This is a genomic window from Brevundimonas sp. FV1ps31S, from assembly GCF_058681265.1.
Genome location: NZ_CM178735.1, coordinates 2,266,027 through 2,284,327, shown reverse-complemented (window position 1 = coordinate 2,284,327; position 18,301 = coordinate 2,266,027). Strand labels below are relative to the sequence as shown.

General features: G+C 65.8%; 24 protein-coding genes and 1 tRNA gene. 19 read left to right on the top strand and 6 right to left on the bottom strand.

Annotation, left to right across the window (positions count from 1 at the left end):
• Entirely contained in the window at positions 1 to 420 is a 420-nt protein-coding gene (locus ACVPT3_RS10755; protein ID WP_492040885.1) for a VOC family protein, read from the bottom strand.
• Positions 421 to 490: 70 nt separating this feature from the next.
• Here ACVPT3_RS10755 and ACVPT3_RS10750 point away from each other — a divergent pair, with 70 nt between their 5' ends.
• The 4 genes from ACVPT3_RS10750 (at position 491) to ACVPT3_RS10735 (ending at position 3,518) form a co-directional block, all read left to right on the top strand.
• Complete coding sequence (locus ACVPT3_RS10750; RefSeq protein WP_492040884.1) at positions 491 to 1,810, top strand: replication-associated recombination protein A; 1,320 nt, start codon at positions 491 to 493, stop codon at positions 1,808 to 1,810.
• Positions 1,807 to 2,184, top strand: a complete 378-nt coding sequence (locus tag ACVPT3_RS10745; protein ID WP_492040883.1) for a VOC family protein — start codon at positions 1,807 to 1,809, stop codon at positions 2,182 to 2,184. Before ACVPT3_RS10750 ends, ACVPT3_RS10745 begins: the two co-directional genes overlap by 4 nt.
• A 67-nt stretch (positions 2,185 to 2,251) precedes the next feature.
• On the top strand, positions 2,252 to 2,977 hold the full coding sequence (locus ACVPT3_RS10740) for an RluA family pseudouridine synthase (RefSeq protein WP_492040882.1): 726 nt from the start codon (positions 2,252 to 2,254) through the stop codon (positions 2,975 to 2,977).
• 52 nt (positions 2,978 to 3,029) lie between these two features.
• Positions 3,030 to 3,518, top strand: coding sequence for a CC0125/CC1285 family lipoprotein (locus tag ACVPT3_RS10735; protein WP_492040881.1), 489 nt, complete (start codon positions 3,030 to 3,032; stop codon positions 3,516 to 3,518).
• On the opposite strand, the gene ACVPT3_RS10730 is transcribed toward ACVPT3_RS10735, so the two are convergent.
• Complete coding sequence (locus ACVPT3_RS10730) at positions 3,519 to 4,712, bottom strand: hypothetical protein (protein WP_492040880.1); 1,194 nt, start codon at positions 4,710 to 4,712, stop codon at positions 3,519 to 3,521.
• 141 nt (positions 4,713 to 4,853) lie between these two features.
• On the opposite strand from ACVPT3_RS10730, the gene crcB reads away from it, so the two are divergent.
• The 3 genes from crcB to ACVPT3_RS10715 are packed head-to-tail and all read left to right on the top strand — an operon-like array spanning position 4,854 to position 7,032.
• The gene (gene crcB, locus ACVPT3_RS10725; protein ID WP_492040879.1) at positions 4,854 to 5,249 is read left to right on the top strand and encodes a fluoride efflux transporter CrcB; all 396 of its coding nucleotides are present in this window, start codon (positions 4,854 to 4,856) and stop codon (positions 5,247 to 5,249) included.
• A complete protein-coding gene (locus ACVPT3_RS10720) occupies positions 5,246 to 6,271 on the top strand; it encodes an RluA family pseudouridine synthase (protein WP_271163940.1) in 1,026 nt (341 codons plus the stop codon). Before crcB ends, ACVPT3_RS10720 begins: the two co-directional genes overlap by 4 nt.
• On the top strand, positions 6,268 to 7,032 hold the full coding sequence (locus tag ACVPT3_RS10715) for an ATP12 family chaperone protein (protein WP_492040878.1): 765 nt from the start codon (positions 6,268 to 6,270) through the stop codon (positions 7,030 to 7,032). The genes ACVPT3_RS10720 and ACVPT3_RS10715 overlap by 4 nt, the downstream gene beginning before the upstream one ends.
• Here the strand turns inward: ACVPT3_RS10715 and ACVPT3_RS10710 are convergent.
• Positions 7,016 to 7,795, bottom strand: a complete 780-nt coding sequence (locus tag ACVPT3_RS10710; RefSeq protein ID WP_492040877.1) for a pseudouridine synthase — start codon at positions 7,793 to 7,795, stop codon at positions 7,016 to 7,018. The two genes, ACVPT3_RS10715 and ACVPT3_RS10710, sit on opposite strands and share 17 nt — an antisense overlap.
• Positions 7,796 to 8,161: 366 nt before the next feature.
• Here ACVPT3_RS10710 and ACVPT3_RS10705 point away from each other — a divergent pair, with 366 nt between their 5' ends.
• A complete protein-coding gene (locus ACVPT3_RS10705; RefSeq protein WP_492040876.1) occupies positions 8,162 to 8,563 on the top strand; it encodes a hypothetical protein in 402 nt (133 codons plus the stop codon).
• On the opposite strand, the gene ACVPT3_RS10700 is transcribed toward ACVPT3_RS10705, so the two are convergent.
• Positions 8,564 to 9,196, bottom strand: coding sequence for a DUF938 domain-containing protein (locus ACVPT3_RS10700; RefSeq protein ID WP_492040875.1), 633 nt, complete (start codon positions 9,194 to 9,196; stop codon positions 8,564 to 8,566).
• Between the two features lie 139 nt (positions 9,197 to 9,335).
• Here ACVPT3_RS10700 and ACVPT3_RS10695 point away from each other — a divergent pair, with 139 nt between their 5' ends.
• The 8 genes from ACVPT3_RS10695 to ACVPT3_RS10660 all read left to right on the top strand — a co-directional run bounded on the left by ACVPT3_RS10695 (position 9,336) and on the right by ACVPT3_RS10660 (position 14,055).
• Positions 9,336 to 9,470, top strand: coding sequence for a hypothetical protein (locus ACVPT3_RS10695; RefSeq protein ID WP_492040874.1), 135 nt, complete (start codon positions 9,336 to 9,338; stop codon positions 9,468 to 9,470).
• Positions 9,471 to 9,565: 95 nt separating this feature from the next.
• A complete protein-coding gene (locus ACVPT3_RS10690; protein ID WP_492040873.1) occupies positions 9,566 to 10,900 on the top strand; it encodes a hemolysin family protein in 1,335 nt (444 codons plus the stop codon).
• A gap of 94 nt (positions 10,901 to 10,994) precedes the next feature.
• Positions 10,995 to 11,070 (top strand) — tRNA-Trp (locus tag ACVPT3_RS10685).
• A gap of 70 nt (positions 11,071 to 11,140) precedes the next feature.
• Positions 11,141 to 11,440, top strand: coding sequence for a preprotein translocase subunit SecE (secE, locus tag ACVPT3_RS10680; protein ID WP_492040872.1), 300 nt, complete (start codon positions 11,141 to 11,143; stop codon positions 11,438 to 11,440).
• Between the two features lie 13 nt (positions 11,441 to 11,453).
• The gene (gene nusG, locus ACVPT3_RS10675; RefSeq protein WP_271163931.1) at positions 11,454 to 12,029 is read left to right on the top strand and encodes a transcription termination/antitermination protein NusG; all 576 of its coding nucleotides are present in this window, start codon (positions 11,454 to 11,456) and stop codon (positions 12,027 to 12,029) included.
• A gap of 255 nt (positions 12,030 to 12,284) precedes the next feature.
• Positions 12,285 to 12,716 (top strand): 50S ribosomal protein L11, encoded by a 432-nt coding sequence (rplK, locus tag ACVPT3_RS10670; RefSeq protein WP_008259841.1) that lies wholly within the window; start codon positions 12,285 to 12,287, stop codon positions 12,714 to 12,716.
• 3 nt (positions 12,717 to 12,719) lie between these two features.
• A complete protein-coding gene (gene rplA / locus ACVPT3_RS10665; protein ID WP_183195535.1) occupies positions 12,720 to 13,409 on the top strand; it encodes a 50S ribosomal protein L1 in 690 nt (229 codons plus the stop codon).
• A 139-nt stretch (positions 13,410 to 13,548) separates the two neighbouring features.
• Positions 13,549 to 14,055 (top strand): DUF2059 domain-containing protein, encoded by a 507-nt coding sequence (locus ACVPT3_RS10660; RefSeq protein WP_492040871.1) that lies wholly within the window; start codon positions 13,549 to 13,551, stop codon positions 14,053 to 14,055.
• Between the two features lie 42 nt (positions 14,056 to 14,097).
• Here ACVPT3_RS10660 and ACVPT3_RS10655 read toward each other — a convergent pair whose 3' ends face one another.
• Positions 14,098 to 15,264 (bottom strand): aspartyl/asparaginyl beta-hydroxylase domain-containing protein, encoded by a 1,167-nt coding sequence (locus ACVPT3_RS10655; protein ID WP_492040870.1) that lies wholly within the window; start codon positions 15,262 to 15,264, stop codon positions 14,098 to 14,100.
• Positions 15,265 to 15,423: 159 nt separating this feature from the next.
• Positions 15,424 to 16,032, bottom strand: a complete 609-nt coding sequence (locus ACVPT3_RS10650) for an NAD(P)-dependent oxidoreductase (protein WP_492040869.1) — start codon at positions 16,030 to 16,032, stop codon at positions 15,424 to 15,426.
• A gap of 53 nt (positions 16,033 to 16,085) precedes the next feature.
• Here ACVPT3_RS10650 and ACVPT3_RS10645 point away from each other — a divergent pair, with 53 nt between their 5' ends.
• The 3 genes from ACVPT3_RS10645 to ACVPT3_RS10635 all read left to right on the top strand — a co-directional run bounded on the left by ACVPT3_RS10645 (position 16,086) and on the right by ACVPT3_RS10635 (position 18,267).
• Positions 16,086 to 16,502, top strand: coding sequence for a winged helix-turn-helix transcriptional regulator (locus ACVPT3_RS10645; RefSeq protein ID WP_492040868.1), 417 nt, complete (start codon positions 16,086 to 16,088; stop codon positions 16,500 to 16,502).
• Positions 16,503 to 16,572: 70 nt separating this feature from the next.
• Positions 16,573 to 17,655: an AI-2E family transporter gene (locus tag ACVPT3_RS10640; protein ID WP_492040867.1), complete on the top strand. Its 1,083-nt coding sequence runs from the start codon at positions 16,573 to 16,575 to the stop codon at positions 17,653 to 17,655.
• Positions 17,656 to 17,814: 159 nt separating this feature from the next.
• Complete coding sequence (locus ACVPT3_RS10635; protein WP_492040866.1) at positions 17,815 to 18,267, top strand: NUDIX hydrolase; 453 nt, start codon at positions 17,815 to 17,817, stop codon at positions 18,265 to 18,267.
• Positions 18,268 to 18,301: the final 34 nt, after the last annotated feature.

Here is an 18,301-nt window from a genome sequence, read left to right as displayed (position 1 = left end):
TCAGTCCTTCGGTCCGCCGATCGACCAGGTGTGGCCGAAGGGGTCGCGCAGGACGCCGTAGCGGTCGCCCCAGAACTGGTCCGCCATGTCCATGACGGGCTCGGCGCCGCCGACGGTCATGGCGCGGGTCCACCAGGCGTCGGGATCGGGGACTTGCAGGTGAAGGGTCACGCCGGCGGGCCGCACGTCCTGAACGCCGGTGTATTCCGGGAACTCGTCGTTCAGCATCAGGCTGGCGCCATTGATCTTCAGATGGGCGTGGATCAGCCGCTCGCCGTCGTCGGCCAGGCGGCGATCCAGCACCTCGGCCCCGAAGGCGATGATATAGAAATCGATGGCCGCCGAGGCTCCACGCGACGGAATCGTCAGGTGCGGGGTCAGGCCTGAGGTGGGGCCTTGGTTCGGATGGGCGTCGGTCATGATCGATCTCTGTAGCGCTGACCCATACTAACGGGTGAAAACCGCTTTAGGCACGACTACATAGGTCGCAATGAGCGATCTTTTCGAAGCCTCCGGCATATTGCCGCCCGACGCGCCCTTGGCCGACCGTCTGCGCCCGCGCACGCTGGACGAGGTGGTGGGCCAGGATCATCTGCTGGGCGCCGGCGGGCCGATCCGGCGGATGATCGAGGCGGGGCGGCTGGGCTCGATGATCCTGTGGGGGCCGCCCGGCACCGGCAAGACCACAATTGCCCGGCTGCTGGCCCAGGCGGCGGGCTATGAATACCAGTCGATCAGCGCCGTCTTCTCCGGCGTCGCCGATTTGAAGAAGGCATTCGAGGCGGCGCGGATGCGGCGGGCGGCGGGCCAAAGCACCCTGTTGTTCGTCGACGAGATCCACAGGTTCAACCGCGCCCAGCAGGACGGCTTCCTGCCCTTCGTCGAGGCCGGGGTCGTCACCTTGGTCGGGGCCACGACCGAAAACCCCAGTTTCGAGCTGAACGGGGCGCTGCTGTCGCGGTCGCAGGTCTATGTGCTGAAGCGGCTTGACGATGCGGCGCTGGATCAGTTGTTGACGCGGGCCGAGGCGCATATGGAGCGGTCGCTGCCGCTGGCGCCCGAGGCGCGTCAGGCCATGCTAGCCCTGGCCGATGGCGACGGACGGTATCTGCTGACCATGTCCGAGGTGCTGTTCGACCTGGCTGAAGGCGAAATACTGGATGTTCAGGGGCTGGCGGCCGTGTTGCAGCGTCGCGCGCCCGCCTACGACAAGTCGCGAGAAGAACACTACAACCTCATATCCGCTCTGCATAAATCGGTTCGGGGGTCTGACCCGGACGCGGCGCTATACTGGCTGGCGCGGATGCTGAACGGGGGAGAGGATCCTCTGTATCTGGCGCGGCGGATCGTGAGGATGGCGGTCGAGGACATCGGCGAGGCGGATCCGCTGTCGATCCTGGTCGCCAATGCGGCCAAGGACACCTACGACTTCCTAGGCAGCCCCGAGGGCGAACTGGCCCTGGCCCAGGCCGTGGTCCACCTGGCCACCGCGCCCAAGTCCGTCGGCGTATACGAAGCCTTCAAGGCGGCCAAGAAGGCGGCCTATGAGACGGGCTCGCTGACGCCGCCGGCCCATATCCGCAACGCCCCAACCAAGCTGATGAAGTCGCTGGGCTACGGCAAGGGCTATCAGTACGATCCGGACACGCCCGAGGGCTTCTCCGGCGCCAACTTCTTCCCCGACGAGATGGAGCGCCGCACCTTCTACAAGCCCAAGGGTGAGGGGCATGAGGAGAAGGTCAAGGCGCGGCTGGAGCGCTGGGCGGAGATGCGGGCGCGGCTGGCGGGCGAAGCAGCGGACCAGACATGAATCTGAATCAGGTCACCGTCCAGGTCGCGGACATCCCGTCGGCGCGCGCCTTTTACGAGACCTTGGGTCTGACCCTCATCGTTTCCAGCCCCCACTACGCACGCTTCTTGTGTTCAGGCGGCGCGACCTTCTCGATCCATCTCGCATCAGACGGGCGAACGAACGGGACAGCGGTCTATTTCGAATGCCAGGATCTGGATGAGCGCGTCGCGGCTCTAAAGACGGCAGGTCTGGCGTTTGATGTCGATCCCGTCGATCAGGCTTGGCTGTGGCGAGAGGCGTGGCTGCGAGACCCGGACGGCAATCGAATCTGTTTGTATTTTGCAGGCGATAATCGGGTCAATCCGCCATGGCTTCTGAAAGACGAGGTCTGATGCGTCGTACGGCAGGGATATGAAACCGGACTCGGATTTTTGCCGACGAAACGTCTAGAAGCCCCCGATGACCTCCCGCCAGCCCGTCGCCCTGTCTGAGGATGAGATCGCCGCCGTCCGGTCGTGGGTGATCCACGAGGACGATCATGTGATCGCCTTTTCCAAGCCGTCCGGCCTGTCCAGCCAGGGCGGGCGGATCCAGGCCCATACGCTGGACGATCTGCTGTGGGCCTTTGCGCGGTCGAACGGCAAGCGGCCGGAGCTTGTGCATCGGCTGGATCGCGACACCTCGGGCGTCATCCTGGCGGCCAAGACCAAGCCGGCAGCGGGTTTCCTGGGCAAGGCGTTGCAGATGCGGCGGTTCCGCAAACAGTATTTGGCCCTGCTGTCCGCCGCGCCGGAGCCGGCGTCCGGGACCATCGACGCCCCGCTGCGGCGCGAGGAAATCGGGCGCGAGTCCTATATGCGGGTCGTCGCCTTCGACGCGCCCGGGGCGCAGGGCTCGCAGAGCCGTTATCGGACGCTGGCCGCCAATGATCAGGGCGCGGTGGTCGAGCTGGAGCCGCTGACGGGGCGGATGCACCAGTTGCGGGTCCATATGGCGCATCTGGGCCGTCCGCTGATCGGGGACGTCCGCTATGGCGGCGCTCTGACCACTTTGGTCGGGCCGGCGCCGCGCCTGATGCTCCACGCTTTTAAGCTGAGCTTTCCTCATCCTGAGGGCGGGACCACCACGGTGGAGGCGGCGCCGCCCTCCGATTTCGCGGGCTTGCGAACCGCGCTGGGCCTCTAGACGGAACGCTCCGGCTCAAGCAACGCTATCTCCGTCAAAGGGAGACAACGCCATGAAGCGCCTCGCCATTCTCAGCCTCGCCGCCTCGACCCTCGCCCTGGCCGCCTGCGCCAGCCTGGCCCCCTACGGCGCTCAGCGCGCGCCGGGCGGGCAGGGGTATTCGGAGCAGCGGATCGAGTCGAACCGCTATCGCGTCACCTACAACGGCGTCGGCGCGCCGGGCGCTGTGGCGGACTACGCCCTGGTCCGGGCGGCCGACCTGACGACCGACCAGGGCTATGACTGGTTCGAGGTGACCCAGAGCTGGACCGACGGTCGTCCCGGCGGCGCAGGCGGGGTGCGACCGAGCGTCTCCATCGGCGGCGGCTCCAGCCGGTATGGCGGTTATTCCGCCTCGGGCGTCGGCGTCGGCCTGGGCCTGAACTTCAGCGGGCCGAGCCCGACCTCGACCTCGCTGGAGATCGTCATGGGGCGGGGCGCAAAGCCCGACCGTCCGAACGCCTATGACGCCCGGTCGGTGCAAGCCTCCATCCCGCGCTGATCAGCGCCCTCTCGTGAGGGCGCGATATTCGACCAGCCGTTCCTTGTCGCGCCGGACCTGGTCGCCGACAGTGTTGTCCACGTCGAGCGAGGCATAGCGGACCCAGCCCTCGGCCCCCAGCTTGTCCTGGATTGCGTCGGCCGGCGTCTGCCAGCGGAAATAGGACAGCCAGGACACGCCGCCGGCCAGCAGGACGGCGATGATCTGAAGGATGCGGAAGCCGATCTCATTGGCCGCCGGTGCGGGGAAGAAGATGAAGAAGATCAGCCAGATCACCAGCACGGCCGGCGTGGTGATCCGCCCGAACCAGCGCATCCAGTAGCGTTCGCGCCGCACGCGCCACAGCTCCATCTGGATGAACTTCTCCAGATACTCCATCCGGGCGCCGATCCACATGACCAGACGCGTCAGATAGAGGGCGCGCTGACCCCAGGCCTTGCCGTCCATCTGGTAGGTGGTTTCGGCCTGGTCCGACAGGGCGCGGGCGTTGGTGAACAGGTTTTGCAACTCCCGCGTCCGCTGCACGATCTCGCGCGACAGCTCATAGGAGTCGTTCTCCAGCCGGAAGCGGTACTGGATGAACAGGATGGTTGAGACGCCGAAGAAGATCCCGCCCGTCACGAGCATGGCCAGCACCCCCAACCCCAGGCCGGCCGGCTGGCCGCCCGCCCATTCGGCGAACAGGGTCGGCCCTATCTCGGCCAGGACGGCGAAGGCGATCAGGGCCAGGGCCTGGGTCAGCCGCTTGATCCCCACATGGACGCACAGGGCCCGGAAGATGCGCCGCCCATAGGCGTGAACCCGGCCGCGGATGTCGCGGTCCGCCGGAAACCGCTCCTCGATCTGGCGCGAGAACAGGACATGGAAGCGATCAGGCTTCTTCTCGTTCTCCCAGAACGGGAAGATGTCGAGGGGCTGGTTGAAATACAGGTCGATGTTGGCGGAGATGCGCGCGATCGCCTCGTTGTCCAGGGTGAAGTAGTCGCTTTCCTGGATCGGTCGCAGAACCCCTTCGTCCGATATGGCGGGGGTGTCGCTGGGCGTCGGCGTCGGCGGCGCCGCGCGCGGGGCCCCCGCGGGGGCTTCGGCCAGGTCGTGCGGCTGCTCAACGGCCGACGGTTCCGGTTCGGCGACGGGGGGCGGCGGCGTCATCGTTGGCGCGATCACCGGGCTCTGGCTGTCTTCCTGCGACATGACGTACGTCCCCGACCTGAACTAGGCTGCCTCGGATATCGCCGTTAACCATGCCCGAGGGCAAGTGAAGTTTCGGTCAGAGACACGCGACGGCGCGGGAGGCTTCGCTTTCGGCGTCGGCGGCGTATATAGCGCCGGATCATGACACGGTTTCTTCTCGTCGCCGCCGGCGGAGCCCTGGGCTCCATGGCCCGGTTCGGCCTCGGCCTTCTGGCCGCCCGGCTGGCCCCGAACGCCACATGGCCGATGGGCACCTTCGCGGCCAATGTCCTGGGCGGTTTGGCCATGGGGCTGCTGGTCGGTTGGCTGGCCTTCAAGGGCGGCGCGCAACAAGAGACGATCCGCCTGTTCGCCGCCGTCGGCGTGCTGGGCGGTTTCACCACCTTCTCCTCCTATTCGCTGGAGGCGGTGATGATGATCGAGCGCCGAGATTACGCCTTGGCCGCCGCCTATGTGGTCGGATCGGTGGTCCTGGCCGTTGCCGCCCTGTTTATCGGCCTGATGGTCGCCCGCCGCGCCTTTGGAGCCGCCCTTTGACCGACCAGCCCCCCATTGAGGACGCGCCCAAGCGTGAAGTCCTGACCATCTATGTCGCCGAGGATGAGGACGGCATCCGGCTGGACCGCTGGTTCCGCCGCCGCTGGCCGCACCTGTCCAACATCCAGGTGCAGAAGATGGCCCGCAGCGGCCAGATCCGCGTGGATGGCGCCCGCATCAAGCCGGAAGGCCGTCTGACCGCCGGCGCCGCCGTGCGCGTGCCGCCGATTCCGGATGACACCTCGCGTCAGGCCGGGGATCTGCACACCCTGTCGGAACGCGACATCGCCTTCGCCAAGTCGCTGGTCCTTTACGAGGACGACATGGTCATCGCCATCAACAAGCCGCACGGCCTTGCGGTTCAGGGCGGGACCAAGACCAGCCGTCACGTCGATCGCCTGCTGTCGGCCTGGGGCGAGGGGATGGACCGGCCGCGCCTGGTCCACCGTCTGGACCGCGACACCTCGGGCGTCCTGCTGCTGGGCAAGGGGCCTGAGGCGGCCAAACGGCTGGCCGGCGCCTTCGCCCGTCGCCAGGCCAAGAAGACTTATTGGGCCATCGTCATCGGCAATCCGAAACCCTATTCGGGCCAGATCGACATGCCGCTGAAGAAGACCGGCATCAACGATTTCGAGATGATGCGCCCGGCCGAGCGCAAGGACCCCAAGGCCGAACCGGCCGAGACGGCCTTCAGCACGGTGTCGCGCGCCTCGCACCGCGCCTCGTGGATGGCCCTGCGCCCCTTCACCGGCCGGACCCATCAGCTGCGCGCTCATATGGCCGGGATCGGCCACCCGATCCTGGGCGATCCCAAATATGGCGATGAGAAATCCAGGGAGCTGTCCGGGCCTCTGAAGCTGCAGCTTCATGCCCGAAGCATCGAACTGGATCACCCGCGCGGCGGGGTGCTGAAGGTCACGGCGCCCCTGAGCCCTGAAATGAAGGCCGGCTTCGCCCACTTCGGCTTCTCAGAGGACGAGGCGGAAGACGATCCCTTCCTGGGCGTGAAGAGAATTCGATGAGCCATATTCCCCCGCTCGATCCCATGGTCGCCGCCCGCAAGGGATTCCGCGAGACCGAGGAGACGGTGCGCCGCTTCTGGACCACTGTCTCGGTCGAGCCGCATTCAGAAGGCGGCTGGGCCGTGTTGTTGGACGGACGGACGCCTAAGACGCCGGCCAAGGCGCCATTGGTGCTGCCGACCCAGGCCGCCGCACGGTTGGTCGCCGACGAATGGGCCGCACAGAACGAGATCCTCGAACCTTCGACCATGCCGGCGACTCGTCTGGCCTCGACCGCCATCGACCGGATCGGCCACGCGCGAGAGCCGGTGGCCGACGAGGTCGCCGCCTACGCCGGGTCGGACGTGGTCTGCTATCTGGCCGAACATCCGACGCCGCTGGTCGAGCGCCAGCAGCGAGAATGGGGGCCGTGGCGCGACTGGGCGGCGCGCGAGATGGGGGTGGCGCTGGAGTCGGTCGCCGGCATTGTGCATCGGCCGCAGTCGCCCGAGGCCATCGCACGGGTGAAGGCGCACGCCTTGTCTATGGACGATTTCCGCCTGACGGGGCTGGCGACGGCTGTGCCGTTGCTGGGGTCGGCGGTGCTCGCTCTGGCGGTGGAGCAGGGCGCGCTGAAGGGCGGCGCCGCGTTCGACCTGTCTCGGATCGACGAACTGTTTCAGGAGGAACAGTGGGGCGTGGACGCCGAGGCCGCAGAACGCACCCAGGCGCGTCGCGCCGAGGCGGAACTGCTGGACCGGTGGTTCAGGACGTTGGACTAGCCGTCGAGGCGGCGATGAGGGCTGAGCGTTCCTGATCGGTGAGGTGCCGCCACCGGCCCTCGGGCAGGTCGCCCAGCTCCAGCGGGCCGATGCGGACGCGATACAGGTCGACGACTTCCAGCCCTACCAGTTCGCACATGCGGCGGATCTGGCGATACTTGCCCTCGGTCAGGACGAAGCGCAGGCGCTGAGGCTCGATCTGGGTGACGCGGGCCGGCTTGAGCGGTTTGTCGTTCAGCACCAGGCCGTGGCGCAGGCGGCTGAGCTTGCCCTCGGTGATCACGCCGTCGACGACGACCAGATATTCCTTGTCGAGTTCGGACGCCGGCCCGATCACCGCCTTGGCCACGACCCCGTCCGACGACAGCAGCAACAGACCACGTGAGTCTTCGTCCAGCCGGCCGATCGGGGGCAGGGAGGCGTCGCGCGCCGGCGTCTCGCCCTCGCCGATGCGATTGGGCGTCTTCAGCAGGCGGACGGCGGGGATCTTGCCGGGGTCCGGCTGGCCGGAGACGTAGCCGACCGGCTTGTGCAGAACCAGAGTCATGCCGGAGGCCAGCGACGCCTGGGCGGTGTCGTTCAAGGTCAGGGTCTGGCCCGGCTCGATCTTGCGGCCTGCATCGAGAATGGTTTCGCCGTCGATGGACACCAGTCCCTCGGCGATGAGGCTCTCGGCCTCGCGACGCGAGCACACGCCTGTCTGGCCCAGCCATTTGTTCACGCGAACCGGTTCGTCGCCATCATAGGTGCGGGTGAAGGCCATGGGATTCCGTCGCTAAGTCAAGGCCGCTCTCTAGAGCCGGGTGGTGATGCGAGCAAGCCGAACCGGCGCGTCAGGATCACGACACGTTCAGGCCTTGGTCGGAAAGGTTGATCTCGGCGTCATTTTCACTATATCAGGCGGCATTCCACAAACGATCCAGAGTGCGGGACGGTCAGCGCCGGACCCGTCGATTTTCGTTTTTCTGGTCATTTGTATCGCTGGTTCGACGGTCCCGATCGTTGGATCTGGATCATTATTGAAACCCTCGAAGGAGACGTCTTGTACGCTCAAAGCAAATCTTCCGCCGGCCCCCGTCGCACTGGTTACAACCGTCCTGTTCCCACCCGGCTGCGCATGGGACTGGTGATGCGACGTGACATGGACTTCGGCGAACTGGGCGACGTCGAAGGCGCGCTGCGGGCTGAAGGCGTGGGCTTGGCGCCGATCTCGACCGGCGACGCCAGCCTGATGGCCGGCGGCGTGACCGTGCTGGCCACGGCCACGGCGGCCGATATCGCCGGAGGGCGGCTGAGGGGTCTGGTCGTGCCGGGCGGCTCGCAGGACGAGACGGCGCTGGCCGCCGTGCGTTCGCTGGTCGATCTGGCGCGGGCCCACGGCTTGCCGGTGTTCGCCTTCGCCGACGGCGTGGCGGTGGCGGCCGCGAGCAGCGGCGACGCGACCGAAGGCCAGGCGGCCCTGTTCAAGGACGGCGAGGTCCGGCTTCTTGAAGACCGTGCGGCCCTGTCGGCCGCCGTCGGCGCGCTCTGATCAGGCGCGCCTGAACAAGAGCGTCAGATTGTTCGCCGGCATCTCGACCCGGAGCGTGGGCGCAAGTCCATGCGACCGGGCGAGACCCTCGACCTTCTCGCGCTCGCGCAGGCCCCAGGCCGGGTCTCGCGCCATCAGGCTGTGGTCGAACGCCGCGTTGGACGCCGCCAGCGGGACATTCGTCTCGCGATAGGGGCCGTAGAAGACCAGAAGACCGCCGGGGCGACGAAGCACACGACCCGCCAGCGCCATCAGCCCCTCGGTCGCCGACCAGGGGCTGATGTGCGTCATGTTCGCACAATAGACCGCGTCGTACTCGGCTTCGGGCCAGGTCGCCGGATCAGCGGCGTCCAGCGCCAGGGCAGAGCGCAGGTTCGGCGGCCCTTCGCGCCGCCAGGCCAGGATGCTGTCGCGCGCCTCCGGACTGGGGTCGGTGGGGGTCCACTCCAGGTCGGGCAGGGCTGTGGCGAAGCGAAGAGCGTGTTCGCCCGAGCCGGCCGCGATCTCAAGCACCCGCCCGCGCGCTGGAAGATGCGCCCTCAAGACCGCGAGAATCGCTGCGGCGTTGCGTTGCGCCGCCGGCGATGAAAGGGCGCCCTCGGGCGTGGCGGAGATGGAATCCAGGGTCTGCACCAGACGTTCTTAGCGGTCCTCGATGCCCAAGGGGAGGGTGATCGCCGCTGCGGCTTTCGCCTGGATGGGGCAAGGGGTTGAATGCGAGGTTAAGTCATCGTTTAAGTCGGTCATCGACGTTAAGTGATTGGTAACCAAGATGCGCCGCGCGATCCGTATCGGTCTGTTCATCGGCACGGTGCTGGGCATGAGCGCCTGCGCGGCCTCGTATGACGCCGACGGCCGCCCCGTTTCAGGCGCCTATGGATCTGTCGAGGCGGGCCGCGCGGGCTAGGACGCGAGGAAACAATGGCGTAAAGCGCGATGATGGCCTAGTATCCTCGCGCGGACGCCGAATGTCGCGCCGCGTCGGTCCCCAAAACCCCTTAGATGTTACTCATCGCTATTGTCGTCGTTCTGCTCCTCGTGGTGCTCAACGGCTTGTTCGCCATGACCGAATTGGCGGTCGTCTCGTCACGGAGATCCAGGCTCCAGAGCCGGGCGGAAAGAGGGGACCGTGGCGCACGCAAGGCGCTGAAGCTGTCGGAAGAGCCGACGCAGTTCCTGTCCGCCGTCCAGGTGGGCATTACCCTGATCGGCATTCTGGCGGGCGCCTACGGACAGGCGACCATCGCGGCCGAACTTGACCGGATTCTGGAAGTCAGCTTCCCGGCCCTGGCGGCCTATACCGAAATCTTCTCGACCGCTCTGGTGGTTGTCTGCATCACCTATATCTCGCTGATCGTCGGCGAACTGGTGCCCAAGCGCCTGGCCCTGATCTTCCCCGAGACGATCGCCTCGAAGATGGCGCCGCCGATCTCGACCCTGGCGATCGCGCTGAAACCCTTCGTACTGCTGCTGACGGCCTCGACCTCGGGCATTCTGAAACTGATGGGGGTCAAGGACCGCGACGGCTCGGACGTCACTCAGGAAGAGGTGGCGACCATCCTGGCCGAAGGCACCTCCGCCGGCCTCATCGAGCCCGAAGAACAGGTGATGATCGAGGAGATCCTGCGTCTGGGCGACCGCCCGGTGCGGGTGGCCATGACGCCGCGCCATGACGTCTTCTGGATCGCCTTGGACGATCCCGAACCGGTGCTGCGCGAGGAGATCCGCACCTGCCCCTATTCGCGGATCGTGGTGGCGCGTGAGAGCGACGTCGATAATCCTCTGGGCGTGGTCCACAAGAAGGACCTGCTGGACGCTCTGCTGACCGATGGAAGGTTCGACATCGAACCCCTGGTCGCGGAACCTGCGTTCATTCCCCAATCGACCTCGGTGCTCAAGGCGCTGGAGATCCTGAAGGGCTCCAAGGTCCATATGGCCTTTATCGTCGACGAATACGGCGCCTTCGAAGGCGTGGTGACGGCGACCGACATTCTGGAAATGATCGCCGGCGACTTCAATGAAGGTCATGACGAGGAACAGGCCTGGATCCATCAGCGCGCCGATGGCAGCTGGCTGGTCGACGGCCAGACCGATCTGGATGAGCTGGCTGATACGTTGGGCGAGGACTTCGGCGAGCATGAAGGCTTCCACACCGTCGCCGGCCTGATTCTGCACCAACTGTCGCGCGTGCCGGACGAGGGCGAGGTGGTGCAGGTCGGTCGATTTGAGGTCGAGGTCGTCGATATGGATGACCGCCGTATCGACAAGTTGATCTTCAAGGAACTGATCCAGGCCCAGGACGAGCGGGCCGCCATCGCCGCGCATCTGGAAGACTAGTCGCAAGTGTCACATCGCCCTTGAAATACCGGGCGGTGTCGGGCATACGCCCCCCTCTGGCGAACGCGCGGCCTGATGGGGCGCGCGGTTGTCTAGGAGTTTAGCTCAGCTGGTAGAGCACCGGTCTCCAAAACCGGGGGTCGTGGGTTCGAGTCCCCCAACTCCTGCCAATCCCCCCTGTCGCTTCCGGATGGGACTTCCCATCTGGGGCGACAGGAACAATTGTGTGAAGAGCAACTGATGGCCAAGGCCAAATCTCCCGGCAAGCGGCCTCAGGCCGGCGCAAAGCCCCAGGTCGTCGCGGCCGGCGCCACCGTCACCGTTGACCCGACCGAGCCCAAGAAGCCACGCACCAGCCCGGCCCAGTTCTTCAGCCAGGTTCGCGCCGAGGCTCGCAAGATCGTGTGGCCCAGCCGCAAGGAGACCTGGATCACCTCGGTGATGGTCTTCATCATGGTGGTCATCGCCGCGATCTTCTTCTGGGTGGTCGACACCGGTCTTGGTTTCGCCTTCCGCTACATCATCGCTCTCGGATCCTGAGAAAGACGCGCCCATGACCGATGCAGCGCCCGCAAAGCCCGCCAATCCGCGCCACAAGTGGTATATCGTCAACGCCTACTCGAACTTCGAGAAGAAGGTGGCGGAACAGCTGCGCGACCAGGCCAAGCAGCAAGGCCTGGAAGACGCCTTCTCCGAAATCCTGGTTCCGACCGAGGACGTCGTCGAGATCCGTCGCGGCCGCAAGGTGAACTCGGAACGCAAATTCTTCCCCGGCTATGTGCTGGTGAAGATGGAAATGACCGACCAGGCTTATCACCTGGTCAAGAACACGCCGAAGGTCACGGGCTTCCTGGGCGCCGCCGGCGGCACCAAGCCCTTGCCGGTTTCGGAACGTGAAGTTCAGAACATCATCGGCCAGGTGGAAGAGGGCGTCGAACGTCCGAAGCCCACCATCCGCTTCGACATCGGCGAGAAGGTCAAGGTCATCGACGGCCCGTTCGCTAGCTTCGATGGTTCGGTCGAGAGCGTCGACGAGGAACAGGCCCGCCTGCGCGTCGCCGTGTCGATCTTCGGTCGCGCCACTCCGGTCGAGCTGGAATACGCCCAGGTGGAGAAGGTCGCGGGCTGATCGCCCTCTGACCATTCAGATTTGAAGCCGCGTCCGAAAGGGCGCGGCTTTTTTCATTTCACCTCCCCATCGGCCTTCGCCGACGGGGAGGTGACGTTCGACCTCCGTTTGCCTTTCCACCCCCCCTCTGTTACACGCGCGCCTTCGCTCGGCGGGCCTCGGCTCGTGGAGCGTCAAATCCGTGGGAGGCAGCCATGCCGCACCACGGCTCACCGGCCCGCCGTTAAGTCGTCGGGTCATTCATAGGAGAGACCAATGGCCAAGAAGATTCTCGGCTATATCAAGCTGCAAGTGCCGGCCGGTTCGGCCACGCCTTCGCCCCCGATCGGCCCGGCTCTGGGTCAACGCGGCGTGAACATCATGGGCTTCTGCAAGGAGTTCAACGCGCGCACCGAGAAGGAAGCCAAGGGCACCCCGCTTCCGACCGTTATCACCGTCTATCAGGACAAGTCGTTCACCTTCATCACCAAGACGCCTCCGGCGACCTGGTACCTGAAGCAGGCCACGGGCCTGAAGTCGGGTTCGAAGCTGGTCGGCCGTGAAGTCGCCGGCAAGATCACGCAGGCGCAACTGCGCGAGATCGCCGAAAAGAAGATGAAAGATCTGAACGCCAACGACCTCGACGCGGCGGCCAAGATCATCGAAGGCTCCGCCCGCGCGATGGGCCTCGAAGTGGTGGAGGGCTAAACCATGGCCAAGCAAACCAAGGCTCAAAAGGCCCGCACCGGCGTCACCCAAGACCTGCTGCCGTTCACCGACGCCATCAAGCTGGCCAAGGAAAACGCCAAGGCCAAGTTCGACGAATCCCTGGAGATTTCGGTCAACCTGGGCGTCGATCCGCGTCACGCCGACCAACAGGTCCGCGGCGTCGTCAACCTGCCGTCGGGTACGGGCCGTGACGTTCGCGTCGCCGTCTTCGCCAAGGACGCCAAGGCCGCAGAAGCCACCGCAGCCGGCGCCGAACACGTCGGCGCCGAAGATCTGTACGAAAAGATCGCCGGCGGCTTCATGGAGTTCGACCGCGTGATCGCGTCGCCGGACATGATGGCCCTGGTCGGCCGTCTGGGTAAGGTGCTGGGCCCGCGCGGCCTGATGCCGAACCCGAAGGTCGGCACCGTGACCCCGAACGTCGCCCAGGCCGTCAAGGACGCCAAGGGCGGCGCCGTCGAGTTCCGCGTCGAGAAGGCGGGCATCGTCCACGCCGGCATCGGCAAGGTCTCGTTCACCCAGGACGCCCTGGAAGCCAACGTGAAGGCCATCGTGGACGCCCTGGTGCGTTCCAAGCCGACCGGCGCCAAGGGCACCTATGTGAAGCGCATCAGCCTGTCGACCACGATGGGCCCGGGCTTCAAGGTCGACCCGGCCTCGCTGGGCGCCTAAGTCGACTGCGTCGATAGACAATCGGTACTGAAGAACGGCGGGGAGCGATCCCCGCCGTTTTTTCTTGCCTGCCACCCGGTCGCCCGGCAGGGTGTGGCTGTAATCGGGGGTTGGGATGAGACACGTTTTCGGCGGCCTGATGCTGGCCTTGACCCTGCTGATCGCGCCAGCCGTCCAGGCCGAGGCGCGCGACGACGGAGCGGCGCGGTTGGCCCTCGCCACCAAGTTCCTCACCCTGATGCAGGGCGAGGAATTGGGTGCAGCCCTTGGCCAGATGACGTCGATGATGATGCCTGCCGAGCTTGAAGGCATGTCCGATGAGGATGCGGCCGAGTTTCGGGCGGCGATGGCGGAAATGACCGGCCGAATGATGCCGCGGATGTTTGCCGCCATGGCGCCGATCTATGCCGACATCTTCACCCTGGAAGAACTTGAGGCGCTGGTTGATTTCTACCAGAGCGACGTCGGTCGCTCGATGGTGAGCAAGAGCTACCAGGCCGCCCCGCGGATCGCCGAGGCAATCCAGGCGATCATGCCTGAAATCATGGCCGACATGGGCAATGTGCTTTGTGACCGGTTCGACTGCTCGCCCGAACAGCGTCGCGAGATGAAGGCGGCCCTGGCGCAGGGAACGCGAGGTCGATGAAGGCAGGAGGCCGTGACCCGGCGCCGCGGTCGGGTCTAGGCCTCAGCTTTCCATGAAGGCGCGCTGGGCCTTCATCATGGCCGTGATGAGCCGTTTTTCCTGGTCGGTCAGATAAGGGTTCCACACGTCGAAGATCAGGATCACCCGCACGTCGTCGGCGTCGTTCCAGGCTTCGTGCTCGATCGTGTCATCGAACACCCAGGCCTCGCCCAGTTTCCAGTCTCGCACCGTGTTGCCGACGCGAAACCGCGCGCGTCCGGGCAGACGCAAGGGCAGATGCGCCAGAAGCCTCACGTTGGAAGAGCCGGTGTGCGGCGGAATATGGGTGTGCGGCTGAAGCGCCGAGAACACGGCGGTCGGCGCGAAACCGTCCTGACGCGCCATTGGCAGACCTTCGAGAAGCTGCGTGGTCTGCGGGCACCGGTCGCACATCTCCTGCTGCTTTTCGCCGTTCTTCCACAAAAAGAGAGACGTCCATTTGCGGGAGTGGTTCAGTTCGCCCCATTGATTGACCGGCGCCCCCTTGGGAAAGGCGATGTAGGGCGTAAACGCGTCGAAATCGTCAGCAAGGACAGCGTCCAGTTCGGCCTGGATCGTGTCGTTGGCGGCCTCGAGTTCCGCCAACCAGGGAAACAGGGTGCGATCGTAGAAGGGTATGACCGGCAGGCGCGGGTAGTTCAGCAACAAGGGTTGCTGCTTCACCGGCTGCTTCAGGCCTGCATAAATTTCGAGGCTCTCGTCGAAGCGATCCCGGACCGTCTCATCCAGGCCCTCCTTCAGCGGAGCGACTTCGGCCTGCATGAAGTCGCGCAAGGCGTTCGCCTGCGTATCGACGAGGCGCGCGGCGTAGTCCATCTGGGCGGTGACCGCAGGGGGAATATGGGTGCGGGGAGGCGCGATCTTGAGGGCGTCGCGATAGATGGGAACGGCGGCCTTGGTCCCGGCCACCTTCTCGACCATCGCGCCCTTGGCCAGCAGGGCCATGAAGTCATACGGCTGCAGATCCAGCGCCTGGTCCAGCACGCCGATCGCCGCCGTGAAGTCGCCCAGCAGCCGATAGGCGACAGACCGATTCAGCAGGCTGTTGTGCGTGCGTCCGAAGGCGTCGGCGCGATCCAGCAACGTCAGGGCCATACGGGCGTCATGGCGCGCTAATGCCTGGCCCGCCTGGAGCAGCAGCGTCTCCTGCTCGCTGTCGATCTTGGCCATGCGACGCTCCCCCAAGCGCAGATGAATATTCTGTAATCTTGCATGCCCTCGACCGCGGTCAATGCGGAATCGTCCGTATCGGGAGGGGCCCAGCGGTTTGGCGGCGGGTGTTGCAGAGGTCTGTGGCGGCGGGACCGAAGCCCCGCCGCCGGCCGTTTCTCAGTAGGCGGCAGTGAAGCGGGCGCGGCTGTGGTTGTGCTGTTCCAGCTCGTCCACCATCGCGATGGCGTAGTCGGCGAAACTGATGCGGCTTTCGCCCTTCTCGTCCGTGATCAACTGGTCTTGCCCGGTGCGGAAGGCGCCGAGGCGGGGGCCTTCCTCGATGAAGGCGGCGGGTGAGAAGAAGGTCCAGTCAATCTGGGTCTCCGACCACAGGGCGCCGAGGAAGGCGATGCCGCCCTGGGCGAAGGCTTTCCAATCTTCGGGGAACTCGGGCGTGTCGATCAGGCGGACGCCGGGGGCGACTTCCAGGCTTGCTGCGCCGCCGGTGACGAGCAGGCGAGGGACCCCGGCGGTCTTAAGCGCTGTCAGCAGGGTTTCGGCGGGTACGTCGAAGTGCAGGGCGCTGATGACGGCCTCCGATCCCTCAATCAGGGTCGCCAGATCTTTGGCGTTCGAGGCGTCGCCGGCGACCGGCGTGACGCCGGCTGCAGCGGGAATGGCTTCGGGCTTGCGCGCGATGGCGGTCACTGTGTGACCGCGCGTGGCGAGTTCCCTGGTGATCTCCGAGCCGGCGCGACCGCTGGCGCCGAGGACTGCGACTTTCATGGATGGCTCCTTTTGGTATCCAATGGTGACCAAGTGCGGTAGGTACATCAGTCATGCAAGACGGCACCATTTCCTCACCTGGTCACTCCTACGAAACCTGGACGCGCGGCGACGTGTTCGCGGCCGAATGTCCGACGCGACTGTTGTTGGACCGGATCGCCGACAAGTGGAGCACGCTGATCCTGATCGTGCTGGGAGACGGGCCGATCCGGTTCAACGCGCTGAAGCAACGGATCGACGGGGTGTCGCAGAAGATGCTGAGCCAGACGCTGAAGTCGCTGGAACGCGATGGTCTGGTGTCCCGCTCCGTCGTGCCGACCGTGCCCATATCGGTGACCTATGCGGTGACGCCGTTGGGACTGACGTTGATGGACGCCATGCGGTCGATGATCGACTGGGCGGAGACACGGATGCCCGACGTCGCTGCGGCCCAGGTCGCCTACGATGCTCGATCAGCGGAAGCGCACTGAGTTTTATTGACCTCTGCGGCGAACGGCCGCTCCCCGACCGCGTTCCTGTCGCGACCTTGAAGGGGACGCGATGTTTGGACTGGGAAGAGTGGTGGGCGACAAGCCCGTCCTGGACGGTGGTGATCCGTGGAAGGGGCGGCTGGCGTTCGGCGCCGTGGTGCTGGTGGCGGCCTATTTCGCCGTCCAGCTGATCGTGACGCTGCAGACGCTGTGGCTCTTGATTTTCGGGGCGATCCTCGCGGCGGTGGTGCTGCGGGCTCTGGCCGATCCCATCGTGCGCTGGTTCAAGCTTCCTGATCCGCTAGCGGTCTTTCTGTCCTTGCTGATCGTAGCGGCGGTGCTGGGAGGAATCCTGACCCTGTTCGGAACCCTGATCGCAGAACAGATCGTCGCTCTGGTCGCCGTGCTGCCGCAAGGGTGGGAGCGGGTCCAGTCGTGGATTCAGGCTCAGCCCTATGCGGCGCAGCTGTTGAACCAGCTTCGGAGCCTCAGCGAGCAGACAGGCCAGGCCCTGCAACTGGCCCAGCAGTTCGCCCTGGGCCTCGCTTCCGGGGCGACCAGTCTAGTCTTGGTGGTGGTCGCGGGAGTGTTTCTGGCCATCGAGCCCGGGAAGTCGCGAGAAGGCCTGTTGTCTCTGGTCCCGCTAGAGCGCCGCGCGCGGCTGCGAGAGGTGCTGAACAGTTGCGGTCGCGCGCTGAAGGGCTGGCTGAAGGCGCAGCTGTTCTCGATGGTTCTGGTCGGAGTTCTGACGGGCGTGGGCCTGGCTCTGATCGGAGTGCCCTCGGCCGTGGGTCTGGGCCTGCTAACCGGCCTGGGGCAGTTCGTGCCTATCGTCGGCCCCATCGTGTCGACCGTGCCAGCCGTGCTGGTGGCGGCGACCCAGGGAGGAGAGACGGCGCTGATGACCCTCGCGCTCTATGTTTTCGTGTCTCAGCTGGAGGCCAATTTCATCACTCCGATGGTGCAGAAGAACGTCGCCAACCTGCCGGTCGTGCTGGGCATATTCGCCGTGGTGGGGATCGGCGCCCTGTTCGGGCCGCTGGGGGTGCTGTTCGCCACGCCGCTGGCCCTGGTGCTGCACACCCTGATCACCATGCTTTATCGGCAGGACGTGCTGGGAGATCCAGATGCGAAGGCGCCGGGCGAAAAATAAACCGCGTCTTCCGTGGCCTGACAACTTGACGCAGGGTCGACGATCCCGTTTGCAGAGCTGCGCCGAGCGGGCATCCAGGGGATCTGACGTGACGAATGGGCGAGGACCGAGGGCGAAGTTCGCCCATCGCTGCGCGTGGCTGCGGCCAGGAGGGCCGGGGTGACGATCGCAACGTCCAAACGCACCATGCGGTCGGAGACCCGTCAGGTGGCGGCCCTGCCTTGGCGGGTCGAGAACGGCCAGCGCCGCATCCTGATGATCACCTCGCGCGAGACGCGTCGATGGGTCATCCCCAAGGGCGGCCGCATGGCGGGAAAGAGCGATCCTGAGGCTGCGGCCCAGGAGGCGCTCGAAGAGGCTGGGGTCAGGGGCGATATCGACACGCGCTCCATCGGCGTCTTCCGCTACGCCAAGGGGCTGAAGGCCGGGGGCGTGCGCCGGTGCGTGGTCTCGGTCTACCCCTTGCAGGTGCTGATCCAACTGGGCGCCTGGCCCGAGGCGCATCAGCGTGAGCGCCGCTGGATGACGCCGGCCGAGGCGGCGGACGCCGTTCAGGAGCCGGACCTGGCGGCCCTGATCCGCGATTTCGACTCAACGCCCGCACAGGATTAAGACGCCGGCGGCGGCCGCGTCGCCGGAGACTATC